Source organism: Paraburkholderia caribensis (assembly GCF_002902945.1).
GTDB classification, from domain to species: Bacteria; Pseudomonadota; Gammaproteobacteria; order Burkholderiales; family Burkholderiaceae; genus Paraburkholderia; species Paraburkholderia caribensis.
The window spans coordinates 1403938-1428785 of the sequence record NZ_CP026103.1 but is presented as its reverse complement, the minus strand read 5'-3'; the positions used below and the strand labels follow the sequence as shown (position 1 = coordinate 1428785).

The 24848-nt window shown below is 62.6% G+C and carries 20 protein-coding genes; 15 read left to right on the top strand and 5 right to left on the bottom strand.

Features of this window, described 5'->3' with window-relative positions; translation table 11 throughout:
* Nucleotides 1-16 precede the first annotated feature (16 nt).
* Nucleotides 17-196 carry a CsbD family protein gene (locus tag C2L66_RS35985; RefSeq protein ID WP_035996074.1) on the top strand — a complete coding sequence of 60 codons (180 nt, stop codon included), beginning with the start codon at nucleotides 17-19 and terminating at the stop codon, nucleotides 194-196.
* A 38-nt stretch (nucleotides 197-234) separates the two neighbouring features.
* On the opposite strand, the gene C2L66_RS35980 is transcribed toward C2L66_RS35985, so the two are convergent.
* Together C2L66_RS35980 and C2L66_RS35975 are read right to left on the bottom strand one after the other, a co-directional pair.
* Nucleotides 235-1545 carry an MFS transporter gene (locus C2L66_RS35980; protein ID WP_060608692.1) on the bottom strand — a complete coding sequence of 437 codons (1311 nt, stop codon included), beginning with the start codon at nucleotides 1543-1545 and terminating at the stop codon, nucleotides 235-237.
* A gap of 171 nt (nucleotides 1546-1716) precedes the next feature.
* Nucleotides 1717-2799 (bottom strand): tartrate dehydrogenase, encoded by a 1083-nt coding sequence (locus tag C2L66_RS35975; protein WP_060608689.1) that lies wholly within the window; start codon nucleotides 2797-2799, stop codon nucleotides 1717-1719.
* 108 nt (nucleotides 2800-2907) lie between these two features.
* Between C2L66_RS35975 and C2L66_RS35970 the strand changes: the two genes are divergently transcribed.
* The 10 genes from C2L66_RS35970 to C2L66_RS35925 all read left to right on the top strand — a co-directional run bounded on the left by C2L66_RS35970 (nucleotide 2908) and on the right by C2L66_RS35925 (nucleotide 15898).
* Nucleotides 2908-3828 (top strand): LysR substrate-binding domain-containing protein, encoded by a 921-nt coding sequence (locus C2L66_RS35970; RefSeq protein ID WP_054930906.1) that lies wholly within the window; start codon nucleotides 2908-2910, stop codon nucleotides 3826-3828.
* 98 nt (nucleotides 3829-3926) lie between these two features.
* A complete protein-coding gene (locus tag C2L66_RS42000) occupies nucleotides 3927-4973 on the top strand; it encodes a hypothetical protein (RefSeq protein ID WP_233445058.1) in 1047 nt (348 codons plus the stop codon).
* Between the two features lie 20 nt (nucleotides 4974-4993).
* Nucleotides 4994-5452, top strand: a complete 459-nt coding sequence (locus C2L66_RS35960) for an Imm50 family immunity protein (RefSeq protein ID WP_060608687.1) — start codon at nucleotides 4994-4996, stop codon at nucleotides 5450-5452.
* Nucleotides 5453-5855: 403 nt separating this feature from the next.
* The gene (locus tag C2L66_RS35955; RefSeq protein WP_060608685.1) at nucleotides 5856-7157 is read left to right on the top strand and encodes an MFS transporter; all 1302 of its coding nucleotides are present in this window, start codon (nucleotides 5856-5858) and stop codon (nucleotides 7155-7157) included.
* Nucleotides 7158-7191: 34 nt separating this feature from the next.
* The gene (gene nirB, locus C2L66_RS35950) at nucleotides 7192-9753 is read left to right on the top strand and encodes a nitrite reductase large subunit NirB (protein ID WP_060608682.1); all 2562 of its coding nucleotides are present in this window, start codon (nucleotides 7192-7194) and stop codon (nucleotides 9751-9753) included.
* A gap of 47 nt (nucleotides 9754-9800) precedes the next feature.
* On the top strand, nucleotides 9801-10148 hold the full coding sequence (gene nirD / locus C2L66_RS35945) for a nitrite reductase small subunit NirD (protein ID WP_060608679.1): 348 nt from the start codon (nucleotides 9801-9803) through the stop codon (nucleotides 10146-10148).
* Between the two features lie 21 nt (nucleotides 10149-10169).
* On the top strand, nucleotides 10170-14342 hold the full coding sequence (locus tag C2L66_RS35940) for a sulfite reductase subunit alpha (RefSeq protein WP_060608676.1): 4173 nt from the start codon (nucleotides 10170-10172) through the stop codon (nucleotides 14340-14342).
* A gap of 130 nt (nucleotides 14343-14472) precedes the next feature.
* A complete protein-coding gene (locus C2L66_RS35935; RefSeq protein ID WP_054930900.1) occupies nucleotides 14473-14934 on the top strand; it encodes a MarR family winged helix-turn-helix transcriptional regulator in 462 nt (153 codons plus the stop codon).
* A gap of 251 nt (nucleotides 14935-15185) precedes the next feature.
* Entirely contained in the window at nucleotides 15186-15455 is a 270-nt protein-coding gene (locus C2L66_RS35930) for a hypothetical protein (protein WP_054930899.1), read from the top strand.
* A gap of 26 nt (nucleotides 15456-15481) precedes the next feature.
* A complete protein-coding gene (locus C2L66_RS35925) occupies nucleotides 15482-15898 on the top strand; it encodes an organic hydroperoxide resistance protein (RefSeq protein WP_060608673.1) in 417 nt (138 codons plus the stop codon).
* A 57-nt stretch (nucleotides 15899-15955) separates the two neighbouring features.
* On the opposite strand, the gene C2L66_RS35920 is transcribed toward C2L66_RS35925, so the two are convergent.
* The gene (locus tag C2L66_RS35920) at nucleotides 15956-16396 is read right to left on the bottom strand and encodes a hypothetical protein (RefSeq protein ID WP_054930897.1); all 441 of its coding nucleotides are present in this window, start codon (nucleotides 16394-16396) and stop codon (nucleotides 15956-15958) included.
* 256 nt (nucleotides 16397-16652) lie between these two features.
* Between C2L66_RS35920 and C2L66_RS35915 the strand changes: the two genes are divergently transcribed.
* The 4 genes from C2L66_RS35915 to C2L66_RS35895 all read left to right on the top strand — a co-directional run bounded on the left by C2L66_RS35915 (nucleotide 16653) and on the right by C2L66_RS35895 (nucleotide 22441).
* Nucleotides 16653-18017, top strand: a complete 1365-nt coding sequence (locus tag C2L66_RS35915; protein WP_060608670.1) for a 2-hydroxycarboxylate transporter family protein — start codon at nucleotides 16653-16655, stop codon at nucleotides 18015-18017.
* A gap of 117 nt (nucleotides 18018-18134) precedes the next feature.
* Nucleotides 18135-20030 carry a sensor histidine kinase gene (locus tag C2L66_RS35910; protein WP_060610501.1) on the top strand — a complete coding sequence of 632 codons (1896 nt, stop codon included), beginning with the start codon at nucleotides 18135-18137 and terminating at the stop codon, nucleotides 20028-20030.
* A complete protein-coding gene (locus C2L66_RS35905; RefSeq protein ID WP_060608666.1) occupies nucleotides 20020-21384 on the top strand; it encodes a sigma-54-dependent transcriptional regulator in 1365 nt (454 codons plus the stop codon). The genes C2L66_RS35910 and C2L66_RS35905 overlap by 11 nt, the downstream gene beginning before the upstream one ends.
* A 547-nt stretch (nucleotides 21385-21931) precedes the next feature.
* Nucleotides 21932-22441, top strand: a complete 510-nt coding sequence (locus C2L66_RS35895; RefSeq protein ID WP_060608663.1) for a GNAT family N-acetyltransferase — start codon at nucleotides 21932-21934, stop codon at nucleotides 22439-22441.
* A gap of 145 nt (nucleotides 22442-22586) precedes the next feature.
* Here the strand turns inward: C2L66_RS35895 and C2L66_RS35890 are convergent, their stop codons facing one another.
* Nucleotides 22587-23165, bottom strand: a complete 579-nt coding sequence (locus tag C2L66_RS35890) for a GNAT family N-acetyltransferase (protein WP_060608661.1) — start codon at nucleotides 23163-23165, stop codon at nucleotides 22587-22589.
* Nucleotides 23166-23565: 400 nt separating this feature from the next.
* Entirely contained in the window at nucleotides 23566-24684 is a 1119-nt protein-coding gene (locus C2L66_RS35880; protein ID WP_060608659.1) for an acyltransferase family protein, read from the bottom strand.
* Nucleotides 24685-24848: the final 164 nt, after the last annotated feature.

The following is a 24848-nucleotide window of genomic DNA, read 5'->3' as shown; positions in this document are numbered from 1 at the left end:
CGACAGGGAGAGCGATATGAACCGCGATCAGATCAAAGGGGTTGCGCAGCAGGTGAAGGGCAAGGTCAACGAAGTCGTCGGCAAGGTGACGGGCAATCGCACGCAGCAACTGAAGGGCGATTTGCAACAGGCCACGGGCACGGCCCGTAAGGCGTTCGGCGACGGGAAGGAGAAGATCAGAAGGATGGGCCGGTGACGTTTGCGCCGGACCGGCCCATGTTCATCTAAAAGCGATCAATGATCGTGCCGCATGCAGGCCGTGGCGGGTTGCTGCGCGGCCTTGCGGCTGAGCATCAGCGTGACGGCCGCCGACACGGCCAGCGTCGCGCCGACCACGTACAGGCCTGCCGCATATCCGCCCGTCACATTCTTGAGCCAGCCGATCGCAAACGGTCCGACAAAGCCGCCCAGATTGCCGACCGAGTTGATCATCGCGATACCCGCTGCGGCCCCCGCGCCTGACAGGAACATGCTCGGCATCGCCCACAGCGGCGCCTTCGCCGCGCTGATGCCGACATTGACGACCACCAGCGCAAGCACGATCAGAAGCGCCGTGCCCGCCTGTCCCGCGAAGACAAAGCCGACGCATGCCAGCGCGCACGGAATCACGACGTGCCAGGTACGTTCTTCCGTCCGGTCGGAGTGCCGCGCCCACAACACCATCGCGATCACGGCCAGGACGCTTGGAATGCCCGTCAGCAGGCCCGTTTGCAGCGCGCTGAACCCGTACTGCCGGATGATGAGGGGTGCCCACAGACCCAGCGTATACAAGCCCGCCGATGTGCCGAAGTAGATCAGCGCGAGCGCCAGCACCCGCGGATCACGCAACGCACTCAGCGCGCCCGCCGTATGTCCCGAGTGACCCCTGCGCTCGTCGGCCTCGGCCTTGAGCTTCGCGATCAGCCATTCGCGCTCGTCGTCCTTCAGCCAGTGCGCTTTCGACGGCGTATCGGTGAGGAACTTCAACACGACGAAGCCGAGCACGACGGCGGGCACGGCCTCGATGATGTAGAGCAATTGCCAGTCGGCGAGGCCGAACATCGGCGGCAACTGCATGATCGCGCCGGAGATCGGCGAGCCGATGGCCGTGGAGATCGGCGCGGCCGCCATGAACCATGCGGCGGCCGCCGCGCGCTGCTTGCCCGGAAACCACAGGCTCAGATACAGGATGATGCCAGGAAAGAAGCCCGCTTCCGCGACGCCCAGCACGAAGCGCAACACATAGAAGCTGGTCGGTCCCGTGACGAACGCCGAAGCCGCCGACACGATGCCCCAGGTCACCATCACGCGGGCGATCCAGAGCCTTGCGCCCACGCGATGCAGGATGAGATTCGACGGCACTTCGAACAGAAAATAGCCGATGAAGAACAGCCCGCCGCCGAGACCGAAGGCCGTCGGCGAAAGACCGATTGCCTTGTTCATCGTGAGGGCGGCGAAGCCGACGTTGACGCGATCGAGAAAGCTGACGAAGTACAGCAGCATCACGAACGGAATGATCCGTAGCATAAGCTTGCGCGATACCCGCGATTCGAGTTCGGGTTGCATCTGTCTCCTCCTTGGAGGTTGAGCCGGACTGTGCCGGACAATTCAGGCTTCACGCGTTGTCTGCCGTTTGCGGGTCAGTTGTTGTTGTGTGCGTGAAACCTTCGAGCGCGCTTTTCGCCACGCCCGTCGTCGCGGCGGCGAGCGCCGCGCGACCACGGATTTGCATGCGCGTTATGCGGCGACGGCGACCTTCTCGACGAGCGCGCACACGGCTGCCGTCACCTGCGCCGTCGTCGCCTTGCCGCCGAGATCGCCCGTATGCAGCGACGGGTCCGCGGTGACGGTCTCGACTGCGCGCATCACGCGCTGCGCCGCTTCGAATTCGCCGAGATGCTCGAGCAGCATCACGACCGACCAGAACGTGCCGATCGGATTCGCGAGGCCCTTGCCCATGATGTCGAATGCCGAACCGTGGATCGGTTCGAACATCGACGGATAGCGGCGCTCCGGGTCGATGTTGCCCGTCGGCGCGATGCCGAGGCTGCCCGCCAGCGCGGCGGCGAGGTCGCTCAGGATGTCGGCGTGCAGGTTGGTGGCGACGATGGTGTCGAGCGATGCGGGGCGGTTGATCATGCGGGCCGTCGAAGCATCGACGAGTTCCTTGTCCCATTTGACGTCCGGGAATTCCTTCGAAATCTGCAGCGCGACTTCGTCCCACATCACCATGGCGTGGCGCTGCGCGTTGCTCTTCGTGATGACGGTGAGCAGCTTGCGGGGGCGCGACTGCGCCAGACGGAACGCGAAGCGCATGATGCGCTCGACGCCGGCGCGCGTGAGGATGGAGACGTCGGTAGCGGCTTCGATCGGATGCCCTTGATGCACGCGGCCGCCGACGCCCGAATATTCACCCTCGGAGTTTTCGCGGACGATCACCCAGTTCAGGTCTTCGGGCGTGCAGCGCTTCAGCGGCGCGTCGATGCCGGGGAGAATGCGCGTCGGCCGCACGTTCGCGTATTGATCGAAACCCTGACAGATCTTCAGGCGCAGGCCCCACAGCGTCACGTGATCGGGCACGTCGGGGTCGCCCGCCGAGCCGAACAGGATGGCGTCCTTGTTGCGGATCGCGTCGAGGCCGTCGGCGGGCATCATCACGCCGTGCTTGCGGTAGTAGTCGGCGCCCCAGTCGAAGTTTTCGAATTCGAACCGGAAGCTGGTGCTGGTGCGCGCCAGCGCTTCCAGCACTTCCTTGCCCGCTGGCACGACTTCTTTGCCGATGCCGTCGCCGGGGATCGTCGCAATGCGATAGGTGTTCATGTCTCGCTCCTTCAATTTATCTGGAATGGAACTGACTGTACCCAACTGAAAGCGCGGTAACCGGTGCTAAACTCAAAGCATCTTTAACTTGAATTCACAAATCGAGCCGTGACCGGAACCGTTCAACCGACCGACCTGAGCTTTTTCTCGACGCTCGCCGCATCAGGCAGCCTGAGCGCGGCGGCGCGCGAGCTGGGTTTGACGCCTGCCGCCGTGAGCAAGCGGCTGACGCAGATGGAGCAGCGCGCGGGCGTGCCGCTCGTGAACCGGACGACGCGCCGGATGATGCTGACGCCCGAGGGCGAGGTGTACCTGGAGCACGCGCGGCGGATACTCGATGAAATCGACGCGCTGTCCGAGTTGCTGGGCAGCGCGAAGAAGAGCCCGAAGGGTTTGCTGCGGGTGAATGCGACGCTTGGGTTCGGGCGCAGCCATGTCGCGCCGGCGATCTCGCGCTTCGTGAACCGTTATCCGCAGGTCGCGGTGCAGTTGCAGTTGTCCGTCACGCCGCCGCCGCTTACCGACGACGCGTTCGACGTCTGCATCCGCTTTGGCGAGCCGCCCGACACGCGCGTCGTCGCCCGGCGGCTTGCGCCGAACCGCCGCTTGCTGTGCGCGGCGCCTTCGTACATCGCCGAGTATGGGATGCCGATCACGCCGCGCGAACTGGTGAGGCACAACTGCATCGGCATACGGCAGGGCGACGAAGCGTACGGCGTATGGCGGCTCGCGACAGGGCGCGGCGCTGCGCGCAAGACGGAAGCGGTGCGCATCAATGGCAATCTGACGACGAATGACGGCGAGATCGCGGTCAAGTGGGCGCTCGATGGGCACGGCGTTTTGATGCGCGCCGAGTGGGACGTCAATGAGTATCTGGCGGATGGACGGCTCGTGCAGGTGCTGCCAGGGTTTGAGACGCCGGGTGCGGATATTTTTGCCGTGTACTCGCAGAGGCATCAGATGTCGGCGCGGATTCGGACGTTTGTTGATTTCATCGCGGGGGAGTTGAGGGAGGCGCGGGAGGGGTAGGGGATATGATGCGCGGTACTTGACGTTCTTTGACAGAGCGGTCTGGGTTTCATGCTAGGTATATCCGCTTCTTTATGCGGAGATTGATTCGGATATCTATGCAATGGAATACGCTCGATGTACCGCTGGAAAATGGGTGGAAATGTAGGCTGTATCCGGTGTGGCAATACCGGCGGCTCGCTCGGGAACTGCGAGGAGCGGAGTTATACGGCGGTTCAGTTAGCCGGACGCGTAACGGGTCGTGTTCATTAACGATCGACGACCGACAGCGCGAACTGGATAGACGGGATTTCGATCTTCACTTTCGGCCGCGCCCGGACCTGCGGACGGTGACCGGGAAACGTGAACTTGATGTCATACGTTCGTTTCTGCGCGATCTGTTGGATGTCGCGCACTGGAACCTGCCGGCTGATAACGAAGGTATTGAGAAAGCGCTGCGCGAAGCGGTTGCCTCCGGGCGACTCGTGCCCGTAATCGATCGGGAGCGGCGTGCTCTGGCGCGAGCGACGCGTCCGGATTGCGCCCCGGAACGATGGGCGTCGAGTAGTAGTGGACTTGGCAATGCCGGCGGATTCGGCCGAGGAAAATGGGCCGCTTTCGTGGATGCCGGTCCGGGACCGCTGATGTTGAACGGCGAGCCAGTGTTGAGAGGCCCATACGATCCTGCTACGCGAGAAGCGCAGTTAAAGGCGGCATGGGCGGAGATGGCCAATGGAGCGGGCAGAAGTGGTGATGCTCTTGATCTGCTTGGCGCAGCGAGAGCCATAGCCGGCGGCATGGTCGCAGCCGAGAGTGATGAAGACGCAGTCCCGTCGTTTGCGAAGGGCATCTCAGCGGCGACAGGCATTGACGACAGCGCCAAGGCGGACTCGTCACCTCCAGGTGACGCGCAGCCGTTTGGGTATTACCCGGATAAGTTGAGCGACGAGACGACGGAGGTGGCGGCCCGTGGGGTCCGTCTAAGTGGCAATGATCCGGGCGGATTCCGCATTAACCCGAACGGGCTCGATGTGGATTACTTTGATGACCACGGAAATCTTTGTGCTCAATATCACGAGAGCCATGGTCCCGCACATGGTCACAATTTCGACAACGGTGTCAGGGACAACAGTCATGTCTCGATGTCGCCAATCAATTGTAGATAAAGACAACGCCAGGAGCTTAGATGAACGTTCACAGAGAAACGTGGGGTTGGGAACTTGCAACGAATAGCGACCTGCTATTGAAGATCTTTGGAGAATATCCGTCCTTCCATGATTCAGCGATAAGAAGCATTTGCATGGAACGAAACAGGCAATCATCGGTGACGGTCGAAGGGAAACCTCTGTCAGGCGGACGTCGGCGCGGATTGGTCGACCTTGTGCTCGAAATAGAACACAACCGCTATGGTGCTCCGCGCGCGAGTGACTATCTGGTCGTGGTCGATTTTCTGGATCTAAGAAGTTCCCAAATCGACCTGAATGCGATGCTCGAAGAAGCTTCCGTCATGGACATCACTTTGACGAGGGAATTCGATGGGCTGATCAAGCTCGACCTGATGCCTAACGTTGGTCTCGACATACGGCTGACATGCCGTGAGGTCGTAGTCCGCTCCGTCCAGCACTACACGCGCGACGAATCGTAGTTCGACGCATCTGTCAAAGATTGCAAAGGCTCGCGCGGCGCTCGCGCAGCGCAAACAATGTGACACTCCCTTGTCCCGCAACGGACGAATCGGCACCACACCCGCACCACCCCAACGCACGCCTACAGTGCTGCGCTGCACCAGCAAAGTGCCCGCGAGCCTCACCATGAACCAGCCGACCACCTCGCCGCCAAACCCGCAAACCGCCCTGAAACCCAAGCCAGAAAGGCCTTCCCGCCGCCAATAGCCCGCATGGCACACACCTTGCACTAATCCCCGCATCGCGACTCAACGACGAGCCGCAAAGCAGCATCCTCACCGACGAACTTTGGACAACGGCGTCCCCTGAATCTGGTCTCGCACCCGATTCGCGGGACGCCGTAGTCGTTTACAGGCCCGGAACATGACCGACAAAGCCACATCGATCGATCTGCTGAGCTGGCGCACGCCAGCCATGCGCGCCTTCCACTTCGCGTGGATGGCGTTCTTCGTCTGCTTCTTCGCGTGGTTCGCCTGCGCGCCGCTGATGCCGCTCATCAAGCAGGAGTTTCACCTCACAGCGGATCAGGTGGCCAACATCAACATTGCTGCCGTCGCCATCACGATTCTCGTGCGTCTGATCGTCGGTCCGATGTGCGACCGCTTCGGTCCGCGCAAGGTCTACGTCGCGTTGATGACGATCGGCGCGCTGCCCGTGCTGGGCGCGGCGCTCGCGCACAGCTACACGGCGTTCCTGCTATGCCGGCTCGGCATCGGCGCGGTCGGCGCGAGCTTCGTGATCACGCAATATCACACGTCGGTGATGTTCGCGCCCAACGTGGTCGGCACGGCGAACGCGACGAGCGCAGGCTGGGGCAACGCAGGCGCAGGCGCCGCGCAGATGCTCGTGCCGCTGCTGCTCGCCGGCGCCCTCGCGCTAGGCGCGAGCAATGCCGACGCATGGCGTCTGACGCTGGTGTTGCCGGGCATTGCGATGCCCATCACGGCCGCGCTCTACTGGCGCTTCACGCAGGACTGCCCGCAAGGCAATTTCACCGAACTGCGCGCACGCGGCATCGCCATCGACAGCGGCAAGAAAGGAGGCTGGGCCAGCCTGCTCGCGGCCTCGCGCAACTATCGCGTGTGGATGCTGTTCGTCACCTACGCCGCGTGCTTCGGCGTCGAGGTGTTCATTCATAACGTCGCGGCCATCTACTACGTCGATCACTTCCAGCTGTCGCTGCGCGACGCCGGTCTTGCGGCTGGCAGCTTCGGCCTGCTCGCGATCTTCGCGCGTCCGCTCGGCGGTCTGCTGTCGGACTGGGGCGCGAAGCGCCGCGGACTGTCCGCGCGCTCGATGCTGCTGTTCGCGCTGATCGCGGGCGAAGGCGTGGGCCTGCTGCTGTTCTCGCAGGCAAACCACGCGGCGCTCGCCGTGATCGCGATGCTGCTGTTCGGGCTCTTCACGCACATGGCGTGCGGCGCGACCTACGCGCTCGTGCCTTTCATCGATCGCAAGGCGCTCGGCGGCGTGGCGGGCATCGTCGGCGCGGGCGGCAATGTCGGCGCCGTGGCGGCGGGCTTCCTGGCGAAGGGCATGGGCGACCTGCATCAAACGCTGTTGACGCTCGGCGGCTTCGTGAGCGCGTCTGCGATCTGCGCGATCGCCGTGCGTTTCTCCGCCGAACACACCGCTCGCGATGCTGCACTCGGCGCAACGAATTAAACAAATGAATCCCCTCTCTGACAGGATCGGCGACATGAAAGTCATCGTTATCGGCCACGGCATGGTCGGCCACAAACTGCTCGAATGCCTCGCGGAACAAACCACGGCGCGCCTCGACATCACCGTGCTGTGCGAAGAGCCGCGTCCCGCCTACGATCGCGTGCATCTGTCGGAGTTCTTCGCGGGCAAATCCGCCGACGATCTGTCGCTGGTGGCGCCCGGCTTCTTCGATCGCGACGACATGGTGCTGCGCCTGAACGCAAAGGCTGTATCGATCGATCGCGACGCGCACACCGTGACGACCTCGACGGGCGAGACGCTTTCCTACGACAAGCTCGTGATCGCCAGCGGCTCGTATGCGTTCGTGCCGCCCGTGCCGGGCAAGGATCGCAAGGACTGTTTCGTCTACCGCACGATCGAAGACCTCGAAGCGATGCAGGAATGCGGCGCACGCTCGAAGACGGGCGTCGTGGTGGGCGGCGGCCTGCTCGGTCTGGAATGCGCGAAGGCATTGCGCGACCTGGGCCTCGAAACCCATGTCGTCGAATTTGCACCGCGCCTGATGGCCGTGCAGGTCGACGACGGCGGCGGCAAGGTGTTGCGCGGCAAGATCGAAGAACTCGGCGTGACCGTGCATACGCAGAAGAACACGCTGGAGATCGTCGACGGCGAAGCGGGCACGCACCGCATGCAGTTCGCCGACGGCACGCATCTCGACACCGACATGATCGTGTTCTCCGCCGGCATCCGTCCGCGCGACGAGATCGCGCGGTCGAGCGGTCTGGAAGTCGGCCCGCGCGGCGGCATCGTGATCGACAACCAGTGCCGCACGAGCGATGCCGATATCTACGCGATCGGCGAATGCGCGCTGTGGAACGGCCAGATTTTCGGGCTCGTTGCGCCGGGCTACGAGATGGCGCGCGTGACAGCGAAGCAGTTGCTCGGCGAAGCGGATGCCGCGTTCGCAGGCGCGGACATGAGCACCAAGCTCAAGCTGATGGGCGTCGACGTGGCGAGTCTCGGCGATGCGCACGCGGCGACGGCGGGCAGCCGCACGTATCAGTTCAGCGACGAGCGCAAGCAGGTCTACAAGAAGCTGGTTGTGTCCGATTGCGGCAAGTTTCTGCTCGGCGGCGTGATGGTCGGCGACGCGAGCGAATATGGCACGCTGCTGCAGATGATGCTGAACCGCATTCAGTTGCCGGAGTCGCCGGAATTTCTGATCCTGCCGCAAGCGGACGGCAACGCGAAGCCCGCGCTCGGTGTCGATGCACTGCCCGAAAGCGCGCAGATCTGCTCGTGCAACAACATCTCGAAGGGCGCGATCTGCGCGGCCGTGTGCGCAGGCGCGACGACCATCGGCGACGTGAAGAGCGCGACGAAGGCAGGCACGGCATGCGGCGGCTGCGTGCCGCTCGTCACGCAGGTGATGAAGGCCGAGATGAAGAAGCAGGGGCTCGCCGTCAATAATCATCTGTGCGAGCACTTTCCGTTTTCGCGCCAGGAGCTGTATCACATCGTTCGCGTCGAGCGCATCGAGACCTTCGGCGCGCTGCTGGAAAAGCATGGCCACGGCCTTGGCTGCGATATCTGCAAGCCCGCTGTCGCCGGCATTCTCGCGTCGTGCTGGAACGAGTTCGTGCTGAAAAAAGAACACGCAAGCCTGCAGGACACCAACGACTACTACCTCGCGAACATCCAGCGCGACGGCACGTATTCCGTCGTGCCGCGCATGCCGGGCGGCGAAGTGACGCCGGACGGTCTGATTGCCGTCGGCCAGGTTGCAAAGAAGTACGGTCTTTATACGAAGGTCACGGGCGGGCAGCGTGTCGATCTGTTCGGCGCGCGCGTCGAACAGTTGCCGTTGATCTGGGAAGAACTGATCGCAGCGGGCTTCGAATCGGGCCATGCATACGGCAAGTCGCTGCGCACGGTGAAATCGTGCGTCGGCTCGACGTGGTGCCGCTATGGCGTCGACGATTCCGTCGGTCTCGCGATCGACATCGAGAACCGCTACAAGGGCCTGCGCTCGCCGCACAAGATCAAGTTTGCGGTGTCGGGCTGCACGCGCGAGTGCGCGGAGGCGCAAAGCAAGGACGTCGGCATCATCGCGACGGAAAAGGGCTGGAACCTCTACGTGTGCGGCAACGGCGGCATGAAGCCGCGCCACGCCGAACTGATCGCGTCGGACCTGGATCGCGAAACCCTGATCCGCTATATCGACCGCTTCCTGATGTTCTACGTGCGCACGGCCGACCGGCTGCAACGTACCAGCGTGTGGCGCGAGAACCTCGAAGGCGGCCTCGACTATCTGCGCGACGTCGTCATCAACGACAAGCTCGGCATCGCGGCGGAACTCGAAGCGGAAATGCAGCACGTGGTCGACACGTACGAATGCGAGTGGAAGAAAGCCGTCACGGACCCCGAGACGCGCAAGCGCTTCCGTCACTTCGTCAACAGCGACAGCGTCGACGACAACGTCAGCTTCGTCCCGACGCGCGGCCAGATCCGGCCCGCCACGCCCGAAGAGCGCCAGCGGCCGGTGCGCATTCCCGTCGTCGTCGAACAGCCGACAGAACCCGCTGAAACGGTTTGACCGGCAGCCCCCACGTCATTCACTCATCCGATAGAACGGAGATCGACATGAACAACGACCGTTTGCCCACCACTTGGACGTCGGTTTGCACGCTCGACGACATCGTGCCGAACACGGGCGTCTGCGCGCTCGTCAATGGCGAGCAGATTGCCGTGTTCCGCGTCGAAGGCGATCGCGGCGGCGTGTACGCCATCGACAACTTCGACCCCGCATCGCAGGCGGCCGTGCTGTCGCGCGGGCTGATCGGCAGTCTCGGCGATCGCCTCGTGGTCGCTTCGCCGATCTACAAGCATCACTTCGATCTGCGCACGGGCGAATGCCTCGAAGCGCCCGAGAAGTCCGTCAGCGCCTTCGCGGCGCGTGTCGAAGACGGACACGTGTGGGTGTCGGCGTAATCTGTTGAACGGACTCTGACGATGGCGTGCGAGAACATCAAGACGGTTTGCCCCTACTGCGGCGTCGGTTGCGGCATGGTGCTGCATGTCGAGGAAGGGCAGGTCGTCAAGATTTCCGGCGACAAGGATCATCCGACCAACTACGGCCGCCTCTGCACGAAAGGTCAGTCGGCGCATGTCGCGCTGCGCAAGTCGGGCCGCCTCGAAAGCGCGTTCGAGCGGCGCACGCGCGACGCCGATCCGATTCCCGTTTCCGCCGATTTCGCGATTCCCGACACCGCACGCCGTCTGCGCGCGATTCTCGACGAACATGGTCCCGATGCGTTGTCCTTCTACGTGTCGGGGCAGATGTCGATCGAGGCGCAGTACCTCGTGAACAAGCTCGCCAAGGGCTTTATCGGCACCAACAACATCGAGTCGAACTCGCGGCTGTGCATGGCGAGCGCGGGCAGCGGCTACAAGCTGTCATTGGGCGCGGACGGCCCGCCTGGCTCGTATCAGGATTTCGACAAGGCCAATCTGTTCTTCGTGATCGGCGCGAACATGGCCGACTGCCACCCGATTCTTTTTCTGCGCATGATGGATCGCGTGAAGGCGGGCGCGAAGCTGATCGTCGTCGATCCGCGGCGCAATACGACGGCGGACAAGGCGAATCTGTTCATGCAGATCAAGCCGGGCACCGATCTCGCGCTGCTCAACGGCCTGCTGCATCTGTTGCATGAAAATGGCCGTACCGACGCGCGCTTCATCGGCGAATTCACGGAAGGCTGGGACGCGATGCCCGCGTTCCTCGACGACTACACGCCTGAGAAAGTCGCCGCGCTCACGGGCATTCCCGAAGCCGACATCCGTCAGGCCGCGCAGTGGATCGGCGACGCGCCCGAGTGGATCAGTTGCTGGACGATGGGCCTGAATCAGAGCACGCACGGCACGTGGAACACGAACGCGATCTGCAATCTGCATCTGGCGACGGGCAAGATCTGCCGCCCCGGCAGCGGTCCGTTTTCGCTGACGGGTCAGCCGAATGCGATGGGCGGGCGCGAGATGGGCTACATGGGTCCGGGCTTGCCGGGCCAGCGCTCGGTGCTGGTCGATGAAGACCGCGCGTTCATCGAAGACCTGTGGCAAGTGCCGCGCGGCACGCTCAAGACGAAGCTCGGCGGCGGCACTGTCGATATGTTCTCGCGCATGGTGGCGGGCGACATCAAGGCGTGCTGGATCATCTGCACGAACCCGGTGGCGAGCGTCGCGAACCGGCAGAACGTGATTGCCGGATTGCAGGCCGCTGAACTGGTGATCGCGCAGGACGCGTTTCTCGACACGGAGACCAACCGCTACGCTGACGTCCTGCTGCCCGGCGCGCTGTGGGCCGAGGCGGAAGGCGTGATGATCAATTCCGAGCGCAACATGACGCTGATGCAGAAGGCCGTCGATCCGCCCGGCGCCGCGCTCGCCGACTGGCAGATCATCGCGCGCATGGCGTGCGAGATGGGCTTCGCGGATGCGTTCACGTATGCGTCGGCGGCTGAAGTGTTCGATGAGATCGCACGCGTGTCGAATCCGAAGACGGGCTACGACCTGCGCGGCGCGAGCCATGCGCGCCTGCGCGAGACGCCGCTGCAATGGCCGTGCGCGCCCGACGCCGCGTCCGACCGCAATCCGCTGCGCTATCTGAACGACGGCGTGAGCCAGACGCTGAAAGTGCTGCCCGACGGCACGCGCCCCGCGCTGGTATTTCCGACCGCGAGCGGCAAGGCGATGTTTTTCGCGCGTCCGCACGTCGATCCCGCCGAGATGCCGGGCGCGCAATTCCCCATCGTGCTGAATACGGGCCGCCTGCAGCATCAGTGGCACACGATGACCAAGACCGGCAAGGTGCCGATGCTCAACCGGCTGAACCCTGCGCCCTTCGTCGAACTGCATCCGGAAGACGCCGCATCGCTCGGCGTGCGCGACAAGGACCGCGTCGAGGTTCGTTCGCAGCGTGGGCGCGCGGTGCTGCCCGCCGTCGTCACCGAGCGCGTGCGGCCCGGCAACTGCTTCGCGCCGATGCACTGGAACGACGTGTATGGCGACGACCTGTGCATCAACGCGGTGACGAGCGACGCGATCGATGCGATCTCGCAGCAGCCTGAGTTGAAGTTCTGCGCGGTGGCGCTGACGCGCGTCGAAGCCGACCCTGTCGAAGAAGCGTTGCCGCACGATACTGAAGAAGCACCCGCCGTCACGAAGGAAACGCCCATCGCGACGGCCGGTCAGCCACAGGAACCGGATATGTCCCGTATCGACGCTCTTGCCGCCCTGCTCGGCATTACCGACACGCCCGCGCCGGCGCTGGACGACACGGCGCGGCTCTACATGGCGGGTTTCGTCAGCGGCTTGCGTTCGTCGCAAGGCGACGCGCGAGGCGTGCCTACGTTGCCCGTCAATGCGCCGCTATCCGCGAATGCGCGCCTCTGGTTCGACGGCGTGCTCGCGGGTCTTTTCAGCCGCGCGCCGGAAGCAGGTCCGGCGCTGACTTCCGTGACGCAACCGGCCGCCGCCGGTGAGCCGGCCGTGCGCATCGCGCATGCGCGGCCCAAGGTCGCGCTGCTGTGGGCATCGCAGACGGGCAACATCGAATCGCTAACCGAGCAGTACGCGACGCAACTGATGGAGTCCGGTTTCGAAATCCGCATGTCGTGCATGGCGGACATGCCCGTCACCGCGCTCGCGCAGAGCAAGTACGTGCTGCTGATGACGAGCACGTTCGGCGACGGCGACGCGCCCGACAACGGCCAGAGCTTCTGGAACGCATTGCAGGCCGACAGCGCGCCGCGTCTCGTCGATCAGCAATACGCGGTGCTCGGATTCGGCGACCCCAGCTACGACCAGTTCTGCGGCCACGGCCGCAAGCTCGACGCGCGCTTCGCCGAGCTGGGCGCCAAACGCCTGCATGCGCGCGTCGATTGCGACACGGATTTTCAGCCGGCCGCCGACAAGTGGCTCGAAGCCGTGATCGCGAAGATCAAGGCTGATGACGCGTCGCTGTATGAAGTGCCCGCGCAAGGCTTGATTCCCGCCGTGCTGCCTGGCGCGACGCCGTCGAAGACGAGTCCCGCCCAGTCGCGGCTCGTCGACAATCTGCGCCTCAATCGCAACGGCTCGAAGGACACGCGCTACTTTTCGCTGGCCATCGGCGATTCGAACCTCGAATACGAAGCAGGCGATGCGTTGGGCGTGTGGCCGAAAAACTGCCCCGAACTCGTCGACGAACTTATCGATCTGTCGGGCGTGAAGCCGGACGCGTCGGTGCATGTGGCGGGTGTCGGCGACATGCGGATCGCCGACGCATTGGCGCGGCACTATGAAATAGCGCGGCCGAGCGTCGAAGCGCTGCAGCTGATCGCCTCGCGCAGCCGCAACGATGCGCTCGCCAGACTGCTCGCCGACGATCGCAAGGCCGACCTGAAGCAATGGCTGTGGGGCCAGCAGCTCGCCGACGTGCTGCACGAGTTTCCCGCCGATCTGTCGGCCAGCGAATTGCTCAGTGTGCTCAAGCGCCTTCAGCCGCGGCTCTATTCGATCGCATCGAGCCCGAAGGCACATGCGGGTGAAGTGCATCTGACGGTGGCCGCCGTGCGTTACAACAATGGCCGGCGCAACCGCAAAGGCGTGTCGTCGACGTTCCTCGCCGATCGCGCGCACGACGTCAGCGTGCCTGTCTTCGTGCAGAAGTCCGCGCATTTCCGTCCGCCGCGCAGCGGCGACACACCGATGATCATGGTCGGGCCGGGCACGGGCGTCGCGCCGTTTCGCGGCTTCCTGCACGAGCGCAGCGCGCGCGGCGCGACCGGGCGCAACTGGCTCTTCTTCGGCGAACAGCATGCGGCAACGGATTTCTACTATCGCGACGAACTCGAAAGCATGCAGCAAAGCGGGCTGCTGACGCGCCTCGATCTGGCGTTCTCGCGCGATCAGGCCGACAAGGTGTATGTGCAGGACCGGATGCGCGAGCAGGGCGCGCAGCTGTGGGCATGGCTCGAAGAAGGCGCGCACTTCTACGTGTGCGGCGACGCGAGCCGGATGGCGAAGGACGTCGATGCCGCCTTGAAGGAAGTGGTCGCGCAACACGGCGGCCTGAGCGCGGAGCGCGCGGAAGAATACGTCGGGGCAATGGCGAAGGACCGCCGCTACGTGCGCGACGTGTACTGATGGGGGCGCGGCGAACCTGCCCGCATCCTTGTTCGCATGCTGCCGGCATGTCAAGCATTTCCGATTAAATCGTACGCGATGTATAATGGGTTCTTGTTGAGACATCCGTCTCGTGCCAACGAGGACGCAAATGAAGACCACCGCCAAGGCAGAAGACACGAACCCGAAGCTCGCCGACTTCCTGTGTTTTGCCGTCTACTCGGCGAACCTGGCATTCGGCAAGGCTTACAAGCCGATTCTCGAAGAACTGGGGCTCACGTACACGCAATACATCACCGTGATCGCGCTGTGGGAAGAGGACCATCAGACCGTCAGCAGTCTCGGTGAAAAACTGTTTCTCGAATCGAACACGCTCACGCCGATTCTGAAGAAGCTCGAAGCGATGGGCTATCTGGAGCGCCAGCGCGACCCGGAAGACGAGCGCCAGGTGCGCGTCAGCCTGACCAAGGCTGGGCGGAAGCTGCGCGAAAAGGCGTTCGGCATGGATCTGGTGGAGGCTTGCGGCCTCACGCCCGACGAGTTCTCGAAGATGCAGAAGTCGATCGTCACCCTGCGCAACAACCTGATCAAAGCTGTGAACGAGCAGGACTGAGTAACGCCTGGCCGTGCCCGTCGGCCGTGCCAGGCGCGTCGTCAAGCCGGATTCCCGGCTTTTTTCACGGCATATACATCGCACGCGATTAAATCGTGCTTGACATGAAAAGTTTTGGGCCTAGAATGTGTCGTACGCGATCAAATCGTGTGCGGTTTAAAGAGGTGGGTGACGTCGAAGAGGCGTGATCCACGGAATTTTTAAAGTTACGGCGCCCTTAGGCGGGTGCCTCCATCCTGGCGGAGTTCAACATGAACAAGTTCTTCAAAGTCGCAGTCTGGTTTGCCCTTGGCGCGGCAGCGTCCAGTTCTGCTTTCGCGAGCGGCTACGGCCCGGCGCCGCATTACAACCCGCTGCAAGGCGCGCCCGTGTCGCAGCAAGGCCCGAGCGCCATCGTCGCCGACGCAGGCCGCAATGCAGCTATCAACGACGATATGGGCGGCGTAGCAACCCAGACTGTTCAGTCGGGTCACCGCACCATTTCTGCCGAGTTCGGCCTGTCCACCTTCAAGCATCATTAATTGGCGAGCAGAGGAGAGAGAACGTCATGGCAAGAATCGACAACGTCCTGTACACGGGCAAGACGCAAACCACGGGCGGCCGCGAAGGCGCGGCGCGCAGCTCGGACGGCCGGCTGGATATCCAGCTTTCGCCGCCGGGATCGAGCGGCAAGGGCACCAACCCCGAGCAACTGTTCGCAGCGGGCTGGTCGGCGTGTTTCATCGGCGCAATGGGACTGGCAGCGCGCGATCTGAAAGTGGCGCTGCCCGCCGATACCAGCGTGAACGCCGAAGTCGATCTGGGCACGGGCGAGGGCGGTTACTTCCTGCAGGCGCGTCTGAACGTGAGCCTGCCGGGCGTAAGCGCTGAAGTCGCACGGAAGATCGTCGACGCGGCACATCAGACGTGCCCCTATTCGAAGGCGACGCGCGGCAATATCGACGTCGAAATCGCGCTGGCGTGAGGGCGCGGCGGTGGCCGGTTCGCTGGCGTCCTTCAGACGATGGGCGCGGCGGAGCGGCTATTGCGCCTTGCCGCCCGATTGCGGCGGCTGCGGGTTATGCGCGGGATTCGTGTCGTACCTGAATACACGCTCGATACCCGAGTCGCGATCCAGCGCCAGCGACGAGAGCGCGGCTTCGAGCGAGTCGGCCGTCGCCTTTGCGTAAATCTGCTCGCCCTCCACGTACACGGTGAAGGAGCGCAGGTATTTCGCTTTCTTGTCCGGGTTGTCGATGGTCTGCCGCGTCCAGTCATAGAGCGGGTACGCAGCCGTCCCGACTTCCTCGGCTTCCCTGACGTAATCGGCGAATGCGTCGAACTGGCATTTCAGTTCCGCCCGATGCCGTTTCAGCACGTCATGGAGCGGCGCGTAAGACTGCGCAGCGGGATCGGCGCGCCACGCGCCAGCGCGTTCTTCCGAAGCGGTGATCCGGATCTGGAACTGCCATGTGTCCTGCATGGTTTTCCCCAATCGGGCGATGCCGCGATTCTAGCGAATGGCTGAATTCTCAGCCTGCCCGTCCAGACCAATTCTGAGGTCTCAGAACGGCACCGTCTGCCACTCTTTTTCTACCCGAAAAAACATATAAGAATCAATGGATTAAAAATTTCCTCCTTGGAAAAAAAACTGGCATGGGCTTTGCGCTACAGGCACCCGCTGGCCACGGCCATAGACAAGCGATGCCACCCGCGCATCCCGATCAAGGAGACATGCTTTGCAAACCACTTCACCCGCCCACGGCACTTCGCAGCCGGTGTCCACGCAGCAACCCACCACCAAAACACGCTTCTGGCCGGAAGGCTGGTGGAAGCTGATGGAATACCGGATCGGCATCATCCCGCTGCCCATCTACTTCATCCTGCTGGCGCTGATCACGGGCTTCGCCGTCACCGGCAAGGTGCCCGGCGAAATTTCGATGGCGATCGCGGTACTGGCCTTCTTCGGCTTCACCTGCGCCGAGCTGGGCAAGCGTCTGCCCATCCTGCGCAATATCGGCGCGGCCGCGATCTGCGCGACCTTCGTGCCCTCGGCGCTCACGTACTACCACCTGTTGCCGAAACCCGTCCTCAACCTGACGACGGAGTTCACCAAGCAGACGAACTTCCTGTATCTGTTCATCGCGTCGATCATCGTCGGCAGCATTCTGAGCATGGACCGGCGCGTGCTGATCCAGGGTTTCATCAAGATCTTCGTGCCGCTGGCAGTCGGATCGATTGCGGCGGCTATCGTCGGCACGGCCGTCGGCGCGATGTTCGGGCTTGGCGTGCGGCATACGCTGCTGTATATCGTCGTGCCCATCATGGCGGGCGGCGTCGGCGAGGGCGCGATTCCGCTGTCCATCGGCTATTCGGAGATCATGCACCTGCCGCAGGGCGAGCTGTTCGCACAGGTGCTGCCGCCCGTGATGCTCGGCAGCCTGACGGCGATCGTGCTGTCGGGCGCGCTCGACATGATCGGCAAGCGCTTTCCGCATCTGACGGGACAGGGGCGTCTGCAGGTCGGCGAGAAGGATGAAATGGACCCCGTGAAGGAAGAGATCACCGGCCATATCGACGTCTCGCATATTGCCGCAGCCGGCATTACCGCGATCACGCTGTATCTGCTCGGCCTCATGTGCCGCAACCTGTTCGGCCTGCCCGCGCCCGTCGCGATGCTGTTCCTCGCGGTGCTCGTGAAGCTCGCGCGCGCGGTGTCGCCGCAGTTGCAGGAGGGCGCGTTCGTCGTCTACAAGTTCTTCTCGACGGCCGTCACGTATCCGCTGCTGTTCGCGATCGGCGTGGCGATGACGCCGTGGGACAAGCTGATCGCCGCGTTCACGATCGCCAATATCGTGACCATCGTCGTGACGGTGGCGACGCTGATGGGCACGGGCTTTGTGGTTGGACGCTTCCTGAAGATGTACCCTATCGACACCGCAATCGTGAACGCCTGCCACAGCGGCCAGGGCGGCACGGGCGACGTGGCGATCCTGACGGCGGCGAACCGCATGACGCTGATGCCGTTCGCGCAGATCGCCACGCGCATCGGCGGCGCGATCGTGGTGACGCTGACGCTGATCCTGCTGGCGCATTTCGGCTGACGCGACGGCGCCCGATGCGGCGCGGCGGCGGGCGGCGCGATCGGCTTGCGCCGCCCGTTTTCGTATAAGGTGCCGTGCGCGAGTCCAGCGCAAGCCGGCATCCGGCGTCCGGCATCGATGAGGTTGAATGTGCGCGTGAGAATAAGAGGCATACCGTTATGGGCATGGGCCGCTGCCGGCGCGCTGTATCTCGGCGCAGCGGCCGCGGCCGTCGAATTTGCGTGGGACCGTGCCATCGATGCGCTCGCGCAAGTCGGCGCGCATCGGCTGGACCTGTACGCCGCCAGCCTGAAAAGCGAGTTGGGCCGCTTCGAGACGATGCCCGCCATCGTCGCGCGGCAAGACAGCGTGCGCGCGCTGCTGCGCGCAGGCTCGCGCGCTTCGCCTGAACTGCTGCACGAAGTCAACACGTATCTCGAAGCCGTCAATGCCGACGCGGGCAGTCTCGCCACCGACGTGATCGACCTGCAAGGCGAGGTGATCGCCGCGAGCAACTGGAACCAGTCGTTCAGCTTCGTCGGCACTAACGTTTCCTATCGGCCTTACTTTAAGGACGCGCTCGCGCACGGCGCGGGGCGCTTCTTCGGCATCGGCACGAACACGGGCATGCCGGGCCTGTACTTCTCGAGCGCCGTGCGCGACGCGGGCAAGCCGATCGGCGCGGCGGCCGTGAAGCTGAGCGTCGATGCGCTCGAAGCGGCATGGCGCACGCCCGGTGAAGCGGCGATGGTGATCGACGGTAACGGCGTGATCGTCATCTCGACGGTGCCCGCGTGGAAGTTCACCGCCATCCGTCCGATCACCGCCCAGCAGCAGCACGATATTCAGGCTTCGCGGCAATACGCGGGCCGCAACGTCGACGCGCTGCCTTATCGCCGGGTCGGCGACTGGAATGGAGCGGCATGGCTCGGGCGCTTTCCCGACTGGCGGCGGGCGGGCCACACCACGCAGTTTCTCGTGATGTCGCGGAGCGCGCCGCAAGCGGGCGACTCGATCATGGTGTTGCTCGACGTCGCCACCGCGCGACGCCAGCAGCAGATTGCGCTGGCGTTCGTGACGGGCGCGTTTCTGATCGCCGGGTTGTATGCGCTGTACGCGACCCAGCGGCGCCGCACGATCGCTGAAAAGCTCAAGGCGCAGGACGCGTTGCGCCTCGTGAACGACCGGCTGGAGATGACCGTCGCGCAACGCACGGCGGCGCTCGTGGAAACCAATGAACGGATGAAGCAGGAGATCGTCGAGCGCAAGCGGACCGAGCAGCGTCTGCGCGACTCGCAGCAGGAAGTCGTGCATGCGGGCAAGCTCGCCGTGCTCGGGCAGATGGCCGCGGGCCTCACGCACGAGCTGAACCAGCCTCTTGTCGCGATCCGCACGCTGTGCGACAACGCGCGCACGTTCTTCGAGCGCAACCAGCCGGCGCAGGCGGTGGCGAATCTGGAGCGCGTGGCGAAACTCGTCGACAGCATGGCCGTGCTGACGGGCGAGTTGAAGACCTTCGCGCGCAAACCGGATGTCGAGCGGGTGGCGGTGTCGTTGAGCGAAGCCGTCGCGCACGCGCGGCTCATCTACGAAGCGCGCATCCGCGACGAAGGCGTGCAGCTCGACGTGAGGATTCCGGCGGGCACGACGGTATGGGCGGAATCGAGCCAGTTGCAGCAGGTGATCGTCAACCTGCTGGGCAATGCGCTCGACGCCGTGCGCAACGAACCAAGACGTGTCGTCACGATTGCCGCCGCCGATCCCGACGCGCGCGAACGCGTGCTGTTCACGATTGCGGATAGCGGCCCCGGCATCGCGCCCGACGTGCTCGCGCATCTGTTCGAGCCGTTCGTAACGACCAAGCCGCGCGGGCAAGGTCTCGGCCTCGGGCTTGCCATTTCGTCGCGTATCGTGGAAGGTTTCGGCGCGAGGATTTCCGCCGCGAATCTTGCAGACAGCGGCGCGGACGGCGGCGCACAATTCACTATCGAATTCGCGGCGGCAACGTCGCAGAGGGTGGTTCATGGGAGATGACATTCGCGTGCTCGTCGTCGAGGACGACGAGAACGTTCGCTTCGGCGTCGAACAGGCGGTGGCGCTGGCGGGGTTTGCCGTCAGCGCGTTTGCATCGGCGGCACAGGCGCTGGCCGAAGTCGCGCCGGGCGCGCCGCTCGTGATCGTGTCGGATGTGCGGATGCCCGGCATCGACGGATTGCAGCTGCTCGACAAGGTGATGGCGATCGATTCGCAGATCCCCGTCGTGCTGATCAGCGGGCATGCCGACATCTCGACGGCCGTGGGCGCGATGCAGGTGGGCGCGTACGACTTCATCGAGAAGCCTTTTTCCTCCGACCATATCGCGGGGCGTGTCGCGCGCGCGGTCGAGAAGCGGCGCCTCACGCTCGAAGTGCAGGGCTTGCGGGCGGCGCTCGACAACTGGCAAGGCATCGAGGCGCTGGTGCTCGGCAAGTCTCCCGCCATCGCCGAAGTGCGCAAGAAGATTCTGCGGCTCGCCGACACGTCGGTATCGGTGTTGATCACGGGCGAGACGGGCACGGGCAAGGAGCTGATTGCGCGCAGCCTGCACGATTTCGGCGGACGCCGCGACAAACATTTCGTCGCGCTCAATTGCGGCGGCCTGCCGGAACAGATTTTCGAAAGCGAGCTGTTCGGGCACGAAGCGGGGGCGTTCACGGGCGCGATCAAGAAGCGCGTCGGCAAGATCGAATGGGCGCACGGCGGCACGCTTTTTCTCGACGAAATCGAAACCATGCCGGTCGGGCTGCAGATCAAGATGCTGCGCGTGCTGCAGGAACGCACGCTGGAGCGGCTTGGCGCGAACGAGTCGATTTCCGTCGATTGCCGGGTGATCGCCGCGTCGAAGGCCGATTTGACGGCGCTTTCCGCCGACGGGCGCTTTCGCTCGGACCTGCTGTACCGGCTCAACGTCGCGCAGATCGAACTGCCGCCGTTGCGCGAGCGCCGCGAAGACGTGCCGCTGCTGTTCGAGCACTTCGTGCTGGCGGCCGCGCGCCGCTTTGGACAACCTGCGCCCGTTGTGTCGGCGTCGCAGGTTTCGGAACTGATGACGCACGCGTGGCCCGGCAACGTGCGCGAGTTGCAGAACGTCGCGGACCGCTTCGTGCTCGGTCTCACGGGCGACAGTCTGCTGGCCGAGGGCGGCGGCACGGCTGTCAAGGGCGGTACGCTCGCCGACCAGCTTGCGTACTTCGAGCGCAGGTTGATCGAAGACATGCTGCGGCGTCACCACGGCAACGTGGCGGAAGCGAGCGAGGCGCTCGGCATGCCGAAGAAGACGCTGTATCACAAGCTTCGCCAGTTGAAAATCGCCGCGCGCGATGTGCAGGGCGAAGAGATCGATACGTAGCGTTTGCATTGTCAGGCAAGGCAGATCGTAGGACGTGCTAACCGGCTCGTGATCGTTGCAGATGAGGCATATCACGCTGGGAGAATATACGAGACGATGGGGTTCCAGCAGCAGGGGCGCGTCGCCAGCTTGTGCCAGGATCCACGTAACATGAGTGCACGCTGAGCCGACGCTAACTGAATTGAGTGTGACAGGTATCTGGCAAAGTTCGACCACAAGCGGTAGGTCGGCTAACGTGAGTTGAGTGTCGAAAAAACTCGTGACAGTGTGCGGCGCTTCTTTCGCTTCCCGAATGTCATCACTCCGTCGGCCGAGCCACGTCAACATCGACGTCGATCACTTCACAGATTAAATTTGGTTTGCCAATATCAACATCACGGGCCTCCTTAACGTATTAATTCAGTCTCGTCATCTTCACGATCGCACACTCTTGGGCATTGGTTCCTTACGTCCTTAGCATCAAATCAACCTCATCAGTCAAGCTCCACGTGCAACGACCAAGACGCCTGCGGCGCCTTTTCTTTTTCCCCGTTATCAAGAGCTGGTGATGACCTACTCGATAAACTATCGACGCGCGACCATCGAAGACGTTTTGACAATTTGCGAATTGGGTCAAATCTTGAATGCGAACCACCACTCGGCACGCCCCGACATCTATGCGGATGCCACCACGGAGTTCGGCCGAGACAAGCCGCACTGGCTCTCCAGCCTCCAAGGAGAAGATCGAGCTACGTTCGTTGCAGAGCTTGGCGCCAAAGCTGTTGGTTTCATTACGATTCAGGTGGTGAAACCGATAAGTCCGCTTTTGCAGCCAATGGTCGTTGGTCGCATTGGTTCTGTCGCAGTCTCAGAGCAAGTGAGAGGATGCGGGGTCGGCAGTTCCCTTATTAAACTCGCGGAAGAATGGGCGCGGGAGCAAGGCGCCACTGATATCAGGTTAGCCGTCTGGAAGTTTAACGAACAGGCGATCGATCTGTACCAGGAACTTGGCTACGAGATTCGGGCGTTCGAGATGGGAAAGCGGATTCCGACCGTGGTGGATACATCCTCCGCGTGAGCCGGTGCCCGGCGACCCTGGTTTCCCAACGAAGGTCCGTTCAAAGCTTTTCTGGCCGATCACGCATATATCCGTGCTTCGAATGGCACCGCACGGTTCAAGCCTGAGGAAGTCGAAAGATCGGAGCGATGGTTGCGAGACCGAATCAACAATCTGGAATTTGGTTGATCAGCGATGCGAGCACATGGTCGGCCCATACCCCATCGATCATCAGATAGGACCGAGCCAGTCCTTCGCGCTCAAATCCTAGCCCTTCCAATAGTTTTGCGCTACGAACATTCTCAGGCTTAAAATTCGCCATTACCCTGTGCAATCCGATCGCATGAAAAATATAAGAGATCGCAGCCGTCAAAGCTTCTCGCATCAGACCTTGGCCTTCAAACCGCTTTGCAAGCGAAAATCCAAGATGACATGCCTGAAAGGGTCCGCGAATGATGTTAGTGAAATTGCAATCACCGACCAGCTCGCCTTTTTCCGCCGAAATTAGAAGTAGATGCAGTGCCAGTCCTGAGCTGTTGTTATGCGCCATCGTGGCTAGCCGTTGGTGCACCGAGTCAGGCTCGAAGAAGTCTTCGGCCCGAAGCGGCTCCCACGGCTGCAGGTGATTGCGATTTTCGATGAAGTATTCCCTCAACTGGCTCGCGAACCGCTCACATGCCGGAACAAGCTTCAGGCGTTCCGTTGAAATTGGACGCGGTGGTAAATCGATTTGAACAGGCGTCACTTCGTCCTCCGTCGACAGCGTGGCGAAGTATGTTCAGTCAGAAGTTTTTCGTCAACAATTGGGCTAGCGACACATCATGTAATGTCCATTCTGGGAATGGCCGAGAGACCGCTTGGGGGCGGGCTGCGTCAGTCTGCTCCTCGAACTCATCGCTCGAAAGCGGCCACTTGAATTCAGCGGCCCGAAAACAGCCAGTCGGCAGTGCGTACTCCCGACCCTCAGTCGCCGTTCGGACTGCTGACACCGCAATGACCGCTGTCGGGGTGTAACGGACGCGCCTCCGCCAAGTTGATCTGCAATTGACGGCCGAAGCCGACTCACATGCGGTCGACTCGTGTTCTGGGTGGTCGTCTGCCCGTTTGGGCCATTAATGAAAATATGATGGTCTCTAAAAGGCTTTTTACTGGTTGAGTGTCGCATCAACCGTCATGGGATGGTTTTTGCGCACTATCCACCCCTTGAGAAGACGCCGGCGAACGGGGATGTCGTAGATTTTCTCGGCAATGCTGGCAAGAGCAACCACCGTCAGCAGCAAGCCTGCGCCGACCCAGGGTGTAACGTGGGGTCCGAGGTGCTCGATGTCGGCAAACATAAGCTGGAAAAAGGCGCCAACCGGCACATGCAGCACGTATACGCCGTAGGAAACCGCTCCAAAAAATAAAAATACCTTACGAACCTTGTGCGACGGTTCAACGGCCGCGGCGACCCAGACCAACACCGGAAATACGAAGAGCGCGATGGAAAAGATGAATGCCGTGTGGAAAATATCGGGGATAGGCAAGCAGAAAAGCAATATGAAAGCCGCCACCAGTGCGATTGCAAGGACGTTACTGGTCTTTCGTCGGGCGGCGCGAAACCGGAACAGGAGAATACCTGTCGAGAAAGAATACGCAATGCGTAGCAATCCGCCGTAGCTCCCGGCGAGAATCCATCCGGCGCTAAAAGGCTTGCCGCCATGAATGCCCTTGGCGATCAGCATCACACCAGACGCTGCGACGACCATAAGCAGCACTCGGGTGGAAAGATACTTGAAAAACACTGCGTAGCCAGCGTTCGCCAGGAGTTCGAAAAACAGTGACCACGAGGGATAATTCAAGGGGTACAGGACCCTTTCGGCATAGCTGAGCGGATAGAAGATTCGCATCACGAGAGGACATGGGATCATCAGCAGGCCAAGAGGGAGTGCTGAAGCCACGAGGTGCCAATCCGAAAGAGGTAGCCGCCATAGCAGACCCGCGGTTCCGAGTAGTGTTCCGAGCGCATAAAGAGGATACAGCCGGATAAGCCTGAGTCTCATGAACCGAAGCGGACTGATGTCGCCACGCGAGAGCTTTTCTTCGTAGGCACTCGCAATAACAAATCCGCTCATTACGAAGAACAGGTCGACCACAAGGTAGCTGTTTTCGACATATACCGGACGAAACAAGCCAGGAAAATGGTACATGACGACGAGCATCGCCGCCACGCCGCGTAGACTGTCCAAGGTCGAGTACTTGTCCGACGTGGTTTGCATGTTCATATGCCCCTCTGCCCGATACGCCGTTCAATCGCGAGACAGTGCCCAACATCACTACATGATCCATGCAGTACTCAGCTTCGCCCTGTGCGTGGCTCGAACACCCATTGCAGACCCTCGGCCGGGCTGTCGCTCGCCGCGTTAGATTGTAGGAAGACTTGACAGAG